8 protein-coding genes and 1 other RNA gene are annotated in these 12,280 nt (G+C 71.0%); 2 read left to right on the top strand and 7 right to left on the bottom strand.

All coding sequences use genetic code 11. The features are described from left to right. The first annotated feature begins 173 nt into the window (after window positions 1-173). A complete protein-coding gene (locus AQJ58_RS00255; RefSeq protein ID WP_067243649.1) occupies window positions 174-593 on the top strand; it encodes an ATP-binding protein in 420 nt (139 codons plus the stop codon). Then, the gene (locus tag AQJ58_RS00250; protein ID WP_067243647.1) at window positions 594-1,505 is read left to right on the top strand and encodes a hypothetical protein; all 912 of its coding nucleotides are present in this window, start codon (window positions 594-596) and stop codon (window positions 1,503-1,505) included. It abuts the gene before it with no gap. A gap of 93 nt (window positions 1,506-1,598) precedes the next feature. On the opposite strand, the gene AQJ58_RS00245 is transcribed toward AQJ58_RS00250, so the two are convergent. The 7 genes from AQJ58_RS00245 to ftsE form a co-directional block, all read right to left on the bottom strand. Continuing rightward, the gene (locus AQJ58_RS00245; RefSeq protein ID WP_067243645.1) at window positions 1,599-2,915 is read right to left on the bottom strand and encodes a hypothetical protein; all 1,317 of its coding nucleotides are present in this window, start codon (window positions 2,913-2,915) and stop codon (window positions 1,599-1,601) included. Window positions 2,916-3,007: 92 nt separating this feature from the next. Beyond that, window positions 3,008-7,951, bottom strand: coding sequence for a ricin-type beta-trefoil lectin domain protein (locus AQJ58_RS00240; RefSeq protein ID WP_079078614.1), 4,944 nt, complete (start codon window positions 7,949-7,951; stop codon window positions 3,008-3,010). A 309-nt stretch (window positions 7,952-8,260) separates the two neighbouring features. Then, window positions 8,261-8,655: a transfer-messenger RNA gene (gene ssrA / locus AQJ58_RS00235) on the bottom strand. 90 nt (window positions 8,656-8,745) lie between these two features. Beyond that, window positions 8,746-9,288 (bottom strand): SsrA-binding protein SmpB, encoded by a 543-nt coding sequence (smpB, locus tag AQJ58_RS00230; protein WP_067243643.1) that lies wholly within the window; start codon window positions 9,286-9,288, stop codon window positions 8,746-8,748. 80 nt (window positions 9,289-9,368) lie between these two features. Then, a complete protein-coding gene (locus AQJ58_RS00225; protein WP_079078613.1) occupies window positions 9,369-10,538 on the bottom strand; it encodes a S41 family peptidase in 1,170 nt (389 codons plus the stop codon). 67 nt (window positions 10,539-10,605) lie between these two features. Further along, window positions 10,606-11,523 carry a permease-like cell division protein FtsX gene (gene ftsX, locus AQJ58_RS00220; protein ID WP_059203504.1) on the bottom strand — a complete coding sequence of 306 codons (918 nt, stop codon included), beginning with the start codon at window positions 11,521-11,523 and terminating at the stop codon, window positions 10,606-10,608. 42 nt (window positions 11,524-11,565) lie between these two features. Then, window positions 11,566-12,255, bottom strand: coding sequence for a cell division ATP-binding protein FtsE (ftsE, locus tag AQJ58_RS00215; RefSeq protein WP_059203505.1), 690 nt, complete (start codon window positions 12,253-12,255; stop codon window positions 11,566-11,568). Window positions 12,256-12,280 lie beyond the last annotated feature (25 nt).

Raw genomic sequence — 12,280 nt, 5'->3', positions numbered from 1 at the left:
CCTCCTTCACTCGTTCGGGGCCAGATTAGGACAACCCGTTGCACGGGGCCAAGCTTGGCGCCTACGTTCTGTGACGCATGGTTCACGCAGCGGAAGCGCACCGCCCCGTCCCGCCATGACGGCTGCGGCACTGCCACCGCCTCTCGCACCCCTCACCCGAACGGAGCTGCCCCATGTCCGAAACCGCCCCCACTCCCGAGTTCTGGGAGTACACCCTGTACATCCCCACCGACCCCAGATCGGTTACGGTCTCCCGCCGCACCCTCCGCCTGATCCTCGCCCTGCACGGACTGGCCCACCTGACCGAGACCGCCGAGCTCCTCGCCTCCGAGCTGGTCTCCAACGCCGTACTGCACACCAAGGGCCCCGCTTGCCTGCGCGTACGCCACCGCGATGGTGTCCTGCAGATCGGAGCCTGGGACGCCGACCCGGCACCTCCCGAGCCGCCGGGTGACTTCACCCAACTCGCAGATGCCGAGAACGGCCGCGGCTTTGCCCTCGTGCGGGCCTGCGCCGACCTGTGGGGATGGCAGCCCCTCTCCCGCCTCGGACTGTCCGGCAAGCTGGTGTGGTGCGAGTTGGGGGCCGCGTAGATGGTCAGCTCGTCCCACGAGGCGCTGCACCGGATCTTCCAGAAGGACCCCGCGCTCCTGACCCGCGCGCTCCAGCAAGTGCTGCACATCCCCTTCCCGGAACCGCGTGACTTCGCCGGCATGAACGTCGACCTCACCGAGATCGAGCCCGTCGAGCGCCGCGTCGACACCCTGCTGCGGGCCGAGACCGACGAGGGCACCTACCTCCTCGTCGTCGAGTCGCAGGGCAAGCCGGACGAGCGCAAACGCAGCAGCTGGCCCTACTACCTCAGCTACCTCCACGAGAAGTACCGCAGCGAACCCGTCCTCATCGTCGTCACCCAGAGCAGGGCCACCGCCCGCTGGGCGGCCGAGCCCATCCACCTCGGCGTGCACGGCATGCCCTCGCTGACGGTCCGCCCGTTCGTCCTCGGACCGGAGAACGTGCCGCTCATCACCACCGAGCAGGAGGCCAGACAGGATCCACCCCTTGCGGTGCTCTCGGCCATGACACACGGCCGTGGACGGCACGCCCCGGCGATACTGGAATCGCTGGAAGCCGCCCTGCGGACCCTGGACCGCGACACCGCCGTGGTGCTCGCGCAGTTTGTCGACTCGTGCCTGGCGGACGCCCAGGCCCGGCAGATGTGGAGGGACATGATGACGGCGATGCAGTACTTCTGGCGCCACCCGTGGGCCGAGGAAGGCCGGGAAGAAGGACGGGAAGAAGGACGGGAGGAGGGTCGGATCCAGGAGCGGGCCGAGATGGTCCTGAACATCCTGCGCTGGCGCGACATCGCCGTCCCCGACGACGTACGCGACCGCGTCGAGGCCTGCACCGACCTCGACCAGCTCACCACCTGGTCCCGGCGCGCCGTCCACGCCACCACCGCCGCCGACCTCTTCACCACCACCCGCGCCGCCGCCGACTAGCTGTTCGGGTCAGGACGTGGGGGCGATCCTCCTCCAGCCGACCCTGACCCGACGGGCGAGCACGGCGCCGCGGGCCGTCGGGCCCGGCACGGGTCACTCGTGACGCACGAGGTGCTCGGCCTCGGCGACGAGGCCGGCGGCGAGGCCCAGCCGCTCACCGAGAGCGGTGAACCGGGCGTACCGGGCCCCGGTGAGGGAGACCGAGGAGACCGTCAGGGTCCTGAGCAGGAGCCGGAATCCGAGATCGGGATCGACACGGGCGCACACCTCCTCCAGGGCGGAGACGGCGCCCTGCACGGGACGGGACGTACGGCCCGTCAGTGCGGCGTCCAGTGCGGGTGCGAGGTCGTGCAGCTCCCTCAGCACCGCCTCCGTGCCCGCGGTCGGGGGTGTGCCGGGCGGGGTCGGTGCGAAGCCCGGCCGCAGGGTGCGCAGCCGCTCGACGCAGGCGTCCTCGATCCGGCGCAGCAGGTCACGGCCTTCGACGCCGTCCACGCCGAGGTCCTGACCGGTCGCGGCCCGCCACAGCGCGGTGATCGCCTCACGGGAGAGCGTCGAGTCCCGCAACCGGGAGACGTCCTGGAGCAGCAGGAAGGCCTGGGCGCCCGGAACGTCCGGGTCGGCCGCCACGGCGCGCCGCAGGACGTCTGCGGGGGTCTCCTCCTCCGGGTAGGAGCGCTCCACTGCGGCGGTCAGCTCGGAGAGCCCGAAGTCGTCGGGGAACCGCCGCCGGGTGGCGGCCGGGTCGTCGAAGGGGGGCCACAGGACGTTCAGTCCGTCGATGACGAGCGGCCAGCTGTAGCCAAGTTCCTCGCCGAGCGCCCACAGACGGTCGTACCCGCCCAGCGGGACCGGGACGGAGTACGCCTTGAGGACCCTGAGCAGGAGCCTGAGTCCGAGGTCCGCGTCGACGTCGGCGACGACCTGCTCCAGAGCGGGCACCACGTCGGGCACGGGGGCACCGCTGGTCTCCAGCGTCCGTTCCAGGTCGCCGGAGGCCGTCCGCAGCTCCGCCAGGACCGCCCCCCGGAGGTCCTGCGGGCCCGTGGCGGAGTCGCCGGGCAGGCCGGTGCGGGCCTGCGGGCGTCCCCCGCGCGGGGTGCGCGCGTCGCAGACCTGCGCGACAGCGCGCAGCCAGTCACGGGGGCCGGACCCTGGCCCGGGGTCGAGGACCCGCCGGGTCGCCGCCAGCAGCACGGCGCGGATCCGGTCGTCGGACAGGGGCGAACCGCACAGCGCCCGGACCTCCCGGCCCAGGTCCCGCGCGTACTCCCCCTCGGCCTCCTCCGCTCGCGCCGCCACCACGTCGAGCACGGACGGCGCACCCGGCCGGGCGAGGCTCTCGGTGACCCCGCTGAGGCCGAAGTCGCCGTCGTACAGCTCGATGTACCGGTCACGTCGTGGGCTCATGGTTGCTTTTCTCGTTCCGTCCGTCGATCGGAGCGGCCCGCCCCTCCCCGTCGGGGGAGGAGCGGGCCGCGGGAATGCGAAGGGTCAGGAGACTAGACCGGGTAGGCCGTGTAGATGATGAAGCCCCCGTGTCCGCTCTTGCCCGGGTTCCTCTTGAGAAGGATGATCACGTCGTTCCCGACGGCGACGGGCGCCGACCGGTCCGCCTTGTACATCGTGCCCAGCGAAGGGTACTTGTCCCAGCTTCCCGTGATCTTGAAGTAGGGCTCGTCCCGCCACTTGCCCTTCTTGTTGATCCAGTTGGTGAGCTTCTCGAACTCCTTGGCGTTGCGCTTGCCGCCCGGGTAGAACCAGTCGGCCACCACCCGGTCGATGGCCTGCTGCGCGACGTCCTCGTCGGTCCAGACCGTGTTGGTCCCGCTCTCCTTGGAAGCCGCGATCCGCTCCGCCTCGGCGCGCGTCTTGCCGATGTGGTCGCGGCGCGTGTGGGCTCCCGTCTCCGGGTACTTGCCCTCGTCCGCCAGGTTGTAGCAGTTGTGGACGAGCAGGTCCCCGGCGCCTGCGCCCCGGGTGCCCACGTAGAACGTGTGCGTCTCACCGACGGTGAGGTCGTACACCGTGTGCTCCCGGCCGCCCTGGACGCGCAGCCCGGCGACGGTGCGCGGGGCTCCGTCGGCGGACCGGACCGTGACCCCCGGGCTCAGCGCGGACACGAACGTCCAACCCCGGTCCTCGGTGTACACCCGGTGTCCCGGGGTGCTGGTCAGCGTGGTGCCGTCGGTGAACTCGACGGTGTTCAGGTGCGGCGCGTCGTGCCGGTAGGTGGCGGTGACCCGCTGCGCGCCGCTCCGGTCGGTGCCGGGATCGGTGGCCCGCACGAGGTCGCCGACCCGCACGTCACGGATGGCCTTGTGGGAGCCGTCCGCCATGAGCACCGCGGTGTCGCCGGGGAAACTGTTGATCTTGCAGGAGGCGGCAATGTCCTCGGCCGCGTTGACCGTCCGCTCCAGGTCGGCGAGCGTCTCGGCCGACAGGTCCAGGGCCTTCAGCGACTTGTACGCGTCCGCGACTCCGACGCCGGTCTTCAGTGCGGCGTCGAGGGCGCGGATCGCCTCGGCGACCTTGGTGAAGGCCTTGCCCGGGATGAAGTTGGACGCGAACCAGGCGCAGCCCGCCTTGTCGCCGTGGTAGCAGCGGACGGCGTCGCCGAGGACGACCTCGTAGAGGACCGCGCCGAGGGTGTCGCCGAAGAGGGCCTGCCAGCCGAGGCGGGTGATGTCACCGGCGGAGAAGTGGTGGGTCCACTCCTGCTGCTGGTTCTTGAGGACCACCGTCTTGAGGAAGAGGGTGTCCTCCGCCGGGCAGCCGGACTCGGTGGCCGGGACGTCCGGGTTGATGCACATGTAGTAGCTGACCGTGAGGTCGAGGTGCAGCTCGTACGTCACCGTGCAGCCCTGGAGGGTGTAGTCGCACTTGTTGAGCTGCTTGGCCGGGGCCGCGTCGGTCATCTTCTCGATGACGTAGAAGACACCGTTCTCGCCGGTACCGGCGCCCGCCTGGACCTGGTCGTTGGCCTCCTTGCGCTCGGCGGAGTCCGCCGCCTGCTGGGCGGAGTCGGCGTACTTCTGGGCGTCCTTGGCGGCCTGCTCGGCGAGGGTGGCCTCGGCGTCGGCGCGGTCGGCCGCCGCGCGGGCGTCCTTGGCGGCCTGCTCGGCCTGCGCGGCCGCCGTGCGGGCGGCCTCCGCGTCCAGGGCGGCCTGGTCGGCCGACGCGCGGGCGTCGGTGGCGTAGCCCTCGGCACGCCCGGCGGCCTGGTCGGCGGCCGCGGCGTCGGCGCCGGCCTGCTGGTCGTACTCGATGGTGCGGGCCAGCGAGGCCTGCGCGTCGGCCGCGTACTGCGCGGCCTCGGACGCGTAACCCAGCGCCTCCTTCGCCGACTTGCGGGCGGTCGCGGCGAAGGCGGCGGCCTCGGCGGCCAGCGTGTACGCCGCCTTCGCGTCACCCGTCGCCGCCGCGGCCAGGCTCGCCGCCTGGTCGGCGTTCTTCTGCGCGTTGGCGGCATGCGCCTCCGCGACCGCCTTCTGCTGCTCGGCGATCGTCTTCGACGACTGACCCGTCAGCACCACCAGCCCCGCCGTGGCGTCGGTGTCGACGTAAGGGGAACCCAGCTGGACCGCGTCGTTCGCCGGCGCCGCCACCTGCTGCGCCGAAGCACCGGCGTCCGCGGCGGCCTGGGCGGTGGTGTACGCGTGCCCGGCCGCATCCGCCGCCGAGGCGAGCGCCTTGACCGACTCCGCCTTCGCCGCGTCGGCCTGCGCCTTCGCATCAGCCGCGTGCTGGTCCGCCTCGTCCGCCAGCTTCACCGCCGTACGGGCCGCCGACGCGGCCGTCTCCGAGGCCTTGATCGCGTCCGCGGCGGCACTGGTCGCCGTACGGACCGCGGCGTCCGCCCGCAGCTTCGCCGCCTGGGCCGCGTCCGCGTCCGAACGGGCCCGCTTCGCCGCGGCCTCCGCGCGGGTGGCGGCGGCGTCCGCGTCGGCGGCGGCCTGGGTCGCCGCGTTCGCCTCCGCGCGGGCCGAAGTCGCCGCGGACTCCGCGTCGTCGGCCGCCGCATCGGCGGCATCGGCCGCGGCCCGCGAGTCCTTGGCGCTGGCGTCGGAGTCATGCGCGTCGGCGTAGGCGTCCTTCGCATCCGCCTTCGCCCGGGCCGCATTCGCCTTCGACTCCGCGTCCCAGGCGTCGTCACGCTTGCCCTTGGCCCGGTCACGGGCCGCCTCCGCGTCCTGACGCTTGCCGCGGGCGGTGGACTCCGCGCTCTCCGCCCGGCCCTTGGCCTCATTCGCGGTGGCCGCGTAGCCCTCGGCGTTCTGGCGGTGCTGGGCGGCCTCGGCCTGCTTGGCGGCAGCGGTCTCCTTCTCCGCCTTCGCCGTGGCCTCCTCCGCCTCCGCCGCCAGCCGCTTGGCATGCGCATCGGCCGCCGCGGCCTTCGCATCGGCCTCCGCCTTCTGCGTCACGGCCAGCTTCGCCTTCGCCAGATCACGCGCCGCCTTCGCGGCCTGCGCCTGCACGGCAGCCGCATCGGCGGCGGCCTTCGCCTGCGCCCGCGCCTCGTTCGCGGCCGCCGTACGGAACGCCGCCTTCGACTGCGCAGCCTGCGCCAGCGCACGGGCCGCGATCGTCTCACTGTCCCCGGCCGCGGCCTTCGTCGCCGAATACGCCGTCTCCCCCGCCTTCGACAACGCCTCCAGCGCTGCCGCCGACGCCTTGGTCACCTGCGCCTTCTGCTGCGCCACGAGCAGACCACGCCCCCGCGGCGCACCCGCCTTGTCCGCGATCGCGTACGCCGCCTGAGTCGCGGTGTCCGTGTCGGTGGCGGCCTTCTTCGCCGCCGCGGCCTGCGCCTTCAGCAGATCGAGCTGCTTCTTCGACGCGGCCTGGGCATCGGTGACACCCTTCTTCGCCTTGTCGAACTGCGCCTTCGTCGGATAGTCCAGCTTGTCCGTGCCGTTGTGACCGGAGGGCACGACGTCGAACTGCTGCGGAGCCTTGCCCGTGCAGTCCCACATCCGCCCGTCACGGCTGTTGGCGTAGTCGGCCAGGTCGAGACAGTTCGCGGTCGCCGGGTTGTACAGGCGGGTGGTGCCGTGCGTGCCGTACTCCCAGTTCTGCGCGGTGCTGCTGGAGCAGGTGGAGATCTGCACGGCCGTGCCGTTCGCGTTCGTGCCGCCCTTGACGGTCAGGCACTTGCCCGAGTTCACGTTGACCAGGTGGTCGCCCTCGATCTGCCACTTCTGCCCGGCGCCGCCGTTGCAGGTGTAGATCTGCACCGGCGTGCCGTTGTCCTTCTTGGCGCCCGCGACCTCCAGGCACTTGTCCGTGGCACCGTGCGCGTGGATCACGAACGGGCTGTCGCCGATCCAGCCGGGACCGCCGGCCGACCACCAGTCCTGCCAGCGGGCGAGATGGTCGGCGATCCAGGACTGGCCCAGCATCTCGCCCAGCGCGGTGGAGCCGTCGGCGAGGGCCTTGGTGGCGTCACGGCTGGCGTTCAGGATCTGGTTGCGCTGGGTCGCCTGGGCGGCGATCTCCTGCTGCCACTCGGCGGACGCGTCCGCGACCTGCTTGCCGAGGACCTTGTTCGGGTCGGCGGGGCTGTGCCAGTCGCAGGACGCGAACCGGGACTTCAGGTCCTCGACCGCGATGCGGTGCTCGACGCTGCCCGGCTCGGGCGCGGTGCGCGGGAAGCCGCCGGAGGAGAGGAAGATGCGGGCGTCGTCGGCCCACTGCTCGTGCATGAAGACGCGGTCTTCCCAGGCCCGCTGCTCGGCCAGCGCCCGGTTCCACTCGTCACGCGGAAGCTTCGGGTCCGGGTCCTTGCCGTAGAGCGGGGTGCCGAGGTCGGTGACGGCCTTCGCGGTCGCGTCGTCGGCCTTCGGGGTCGGGTCCTCGTAGTAGTCGCTCTCGTGCTTCCACCACCGGGCGCCGAGCCACGGGCTGATGCCGACCTGCTCGAAGTAGTCCTTGCCGCCTCCGGGCAGACCCGGCGGGTCCTGGAAGTCGGCGACGCTCTTGAAGCCACCCGGGTAGGACAGGGTGGACAGGGGCTTCTTCCATTCCTGGAGCCGCCCGTACAGGTCGATCTTGTCGATGTCGTCGCGGTCCTTCTGGAACGCGGTGCTCAGCGGGGTGGTGTTCCAGTACTCCCGGTTCGCCGCCGTGTGCAGCTTGTCCGGTGGCTGGTTCAGTCCGGTCTGGGCGACGCCGTACATGGCCGGGCCGCCCATCCGCAGGACCTCGGTCATGAGGCACTGGTCCTGGCGGAGCTGTTCGGCCGCCTTCGCGTCGAAGCCGTCGTAGCTGTCCGCCACGGGCGCCATGTCGTCGGCGGCGTACCGGCCGAGCAGCGACGGCTGGACGGCGAGGCCGCCCAGGACGGCGGCCGCGACGGTGGCCGTCAGCAGTGTGGTGAGTGGCCCGGACCGTGGTGATCCGGGCCTGATGAACCCTCGTACGGGGCGCAAGAGGCATCCCTTCATCGCATGTGGGCGCACCGGGGGGCGGCCCCGCGTCAGGGCATGCGTGAAGAGCCGGCTCGCGGCAGGACGCAACGGTCTGTCTCTCCCCGTGGCGACGGACATCCCCCCGGTCGCCTTGTGTCGCGCACGGTGACGGAGGTGGTCGGCTCCGCAGGGCGCGGCGAACACCTTACGCAGACGTGACGGGTTCAGGACAAGGGTTTCTGAGAGAATTGTGAGAAACGTGATGACGGTGGGGCGCCCGCCGAGGTCCGTCCGGGCAGCACGAAGGCCCCGCCGCAACGCGACGGGGCCTTCTGCACATGGGATGAGTGGAGATGGCGGGAATCGAACCCGCGTCCAACGGTGCGGAACCAGGGCTTCTCCGTGTGCAGTTCGCTGCGATTTTCTCGGCCCCGGCGATCACGCGAACAAGTCGCCGACGGGCCCAGTCACTGTTTGGTTTCCCTCTTCACCCCGTGACCGGGATCAAGGTTTAGTCCCCTAGCTGATGCCAGGAACCGGGTCGGGAACGAGCCCGGGCTGACACTCCCATGAAGGAGCTAAACGATCACTACCTGATCAGGCAGCGAGAGCGTAGAGCTCGGGAGAATCGCTCTTGGAATTGGCGATTATTTTTTTCGGCCTGTGGTTTACGAGATCATGGCCGCTTTCTCGACACGCTTCCCCTGCTTCGACAGCCGCTGTCGAAACCGATCATCCCCATGTTGTGTTTTCAACGCGTGCACCCTCTGTTGGGGTGCGGTGCCATCGTACGTGACCAACGCCCGCGGATGCCACTGCATTCCGGGTGGCTAGACGCCCCGCTGCCGCCGCTTTGCCGCCGCGATCGCGCGGTCCGTCTCCCGGCGGTCCTGCTGCTCACGCAGGGTCTGCCGCTTGTCGTACTCCTTCTTGCCGCGCGCCAGCGCGATCTCGGCCTTCGCCCGGCCGTCCTTGAAGTACAGGGCGAGCGGCACGATGGTGTGCCCGGTCTCCTCGGACGTCACCGCCAGCTTGTCGATCTCCGCGCGGTGCAGCAGCAGCTTGCGCTTGCGGCGCGCGGAGTGGTTGGTCCAGCTGCCCTGGCTGTACTCGGGGATGTGGGCGTTGTGCAGCCACGCCTCGCCGCCGTCGATCTGGACGAAGCCGTCGGTCAGCGAGGTCCGCCCCTGACGCAGCGACTTGACCTCGGTGCCGGTCAGGACGATCCCGGCCTCGTAGGTGTCGATGATCGCGTAGTCGTGGCGGGCCTTCTTGTTCTGGGCGACGATCTTGCGCTTGCCGCCCTTCTCGCCGTCCTTGGCCTTGGCGGCCGCCCCGCCCTGCTTGGGCTGGGACTCCTTCGGTACGTACATTCCCTTGCTCATAGTGCCGCCATTTTCGCACCCGGAGGGGGCCGGAGGGAAAGCCGATTACGCGAGCGGCGCGCAGGCGTTCACGAGGGGTCGTCGCCGAGGCCGCCGAGGACCGTCTCGGCCCGCTCCAGGGCCCCGTGGGTGACCTCCAGGTCGGGGGTGATGCCGGTGCCGTCGACCGCGCGGCCGGACGGGGTGCGGTAGTGGCCCACGGTCAGCTCGGCGACCGAGCCGTCGGGCAGCTCGCTCGGCATCTGCACCGAGCCCTTGCCGAAGGTGCGCGAGCCCACGACGACCGCGCGGCCGCGGTCCTGGAGGGCGCCGGTGAGCAGTTCGGCCGCGCTCATGGTGCCGCCGTCGACGAGGGCGACGAGGGGCCGGTCGGTGTCGCCGCCGGGATCGGCGTGCAGGGCGCGCTGGTCGCCGTCCATGTCGTAGGTGGCGACGAGGCCGCCGTCGAGGAAGACGGAGGCGGTGGCGGTGGCCTCGGCGACCAGCCCGCCGGAGTTGCCGCGCAGGTCCAGGACGATCCCGGCGCCGGCCGGGGCGGCTCGGACGGCCGAGCGGACGGCGTCGCCGACGCCCTTGGTGAACGCGGAGATCCTGATGACGACGGCGCCGCCGGTGGCGTGGCGGACGGTGACGGAGTCCGTCGAGAGCCGGGCCCGGCGCAGCGTCTCGCGCCACGCGCGCGTACCGCGCTGCAGGCCCAGGGTGACGGTCGTGCCGGCGGCCGCGTCCGTGGCGTCACCGCGCAGTAAGGAGACCACCTCGGTGACCGGGCGGCCGTCGACCGCGTGTCCGTCGACGCTGCGCAGCCGGTCCCCGGCGCGGATGCCGGCGCCGGCGGCGGGCGATCCGGGCCGCACCTCGGTGACCTCGATCCGCCCCTGCGCGTCGCGCCGCGCCCACAGCCCGACGCCCGTGTAGCGGCCGTCGAGGGACTCCTCGAACTCCTCGTACTCGCCCGCGGAGTAGACGGCGGCCCAGCGGTCGCCGCTGCGGCTGACCGCGCGCTCCGCCGCCTCCAGGGGGGACTTGCCGACGGCCGCGGCCTCCTCGGCCGCGCGCGTCACCTCCTCGGCCCGCCCGGTGGACACCTCCCGGGCCTGCCCCGAAGCGCTCCGCCGCCCGTCGCCCGGCAGCGCCCCGGTCGCGGCACCGGCGACGAGCACGCTCGCGAACACCAATGTCAGGGCGGCCCCGCGGCCGAAACGGCGGGGCTGACAGAACAGGTCGCGGCCTGACATGGCGGTGAGTCTAGGGGAACGCGAAGAGCCGTACGGTCGCTTGACCGTACGGCTCGCGGGGCGTGCGTCACACCTTCAGATACTTGCGCAACGCGAAGAACGCCGCCAACGCCGGCATCAGCAGGCTGGTCGCGAGGATCAGCGGAAGTTTCGTCAGGACCGCGTCCCAGCCGATGAAGTTGATCAGGTTCAGCTTCTCGGACAGGGCCAGGCCGTGGTCGATGATGAAGTACCGGGCGATCACCAGGAAGCCGCAGGCGACCGTGCCGCCGATCAGCCCGGCGACCGCGGCCTCGGCGATGAACGGGGCCTGGATGTAGAAGCCGGAGGCGCCGACGAGGCGCATGATCCCGGTCTCCCGGCGACGGCTGAACGCCGAGACCCGCACCGTGTTGACGATCAGCATCAGCGCGACCACCAGCATCAGCGCCATCACCGCGCGCGCGGCCCAGTTCATGCCGTTGAGGAGCCCGAAGAGGTTGTCCAGGATGCCCTTCTGGTCCTGCACCGACTGCACGCCGTCCCGGCCGTCGAAGGCGGTCGCGATGACCTGGTACTTCTCCGGGTCCTTCAGCTTGATCCGGTACGACTCCTGCATCTGGTCCGGGGTGAGGGAGGCGGCCAGCGGCGAGTCGCCGAACTGCTCCTTGTAGTGCTTGTACGCGTCGTCCTGCGACTCGTACGTCACCTTCTCCACCACCGACATCTTGCCGAGGTCGGTCTTGATCTGCTTCTTCTGGTCGTCGGTCACCGCGCCCTTGGCGCAGTTGGGGTCCGACTCGGCGTCGCTCTTGTTGCAGAGGAAGATCGAGACGTTGACCTTGTCGTACCAGTAGCCCTTCATGGTGCTGACCTGGTCGCTCATCAGCAGCGACCCGCCGAACAGCGCGAGCGACAGGGCCACGGACACGATGACGGCGAAGGTCATCGTCAGATTGCGACGGAGACCGACGCCGATCTCGGAGAGTACGAACTGGGCACGCATGGCGTGTACTTGAGGCCTTTCCGGGAACGTCTGCGGGGGCGGTCAGTGCTGGTAGCCGTAGACGCCGCGCGCCTGGTCACGGACGAGGCGGCCCTTCTCCAGCTCGATGACGCGCTTGCGCATCTGGTCCACGATGTTCTGGTCGTGCGTGGCCATCACGACGGTCGTGCCGGTCCGGTTGATCCGGTCGAGCAGCTTCATGATGCCGACGGAGGTCTGCGGGTCGAGGTTGCCGGTCGGCTCGTCGGCGATCAGCAGCTTGGGCCGGTTGACGAAGGCCCGCGCGATGGCGACGCGCTGCTGCTCACCACCGGAGAGCTCACCGGGCCTGCGGTCCTCCTTGCCGCCGAGCCCGACCAGGTCGAGCACCTGCGGCACGGACTTGCGGATCTCGCCCTTGGACTTGCCGATGACCTCCTGCGCGAAGGCGACGTTCTCCGCCACCGTCTTGTTCGGCAGCAGCCGGAAGTCCTGGAAGACGGTCCCCAGCTGGCGGCGCATCTGCGGCACCTTCCAGTTGGAGAGCCGCGCGAGGTCCTTGCCGAGGACGTGCACCTGGCCGTGGCTGCACCGCTCCTCGCGGAGGATCAGCCGCAGGAAGGTGGACTTTCCGGAGCCGGAGGACCCCACGAGGAAGACGAACTCGCCCTTCTCCACTTCCAGGGAGACATCCCTGAGTGCGGGGTGGGTCTGCTTGGGGTAGACCTTGGAGACGTTGTCGAATCGGATCACGGGTGCACCACGGGTCGCCGGGGGT

It is taken from the genome of Streptomyces sp. DSM 15324 (assembly GCF_001514285.1).
GTDB lineage: Bacteria > Actinomycetota > Actinomycetes > Streptomycetales > Streptomycetaceae > Streptomyces.
The sequence above is the reverse complement of the archived record's forward strand: the minus strand, read 5'-3'. Positions and strand labels throughout refer to the sequence as shown.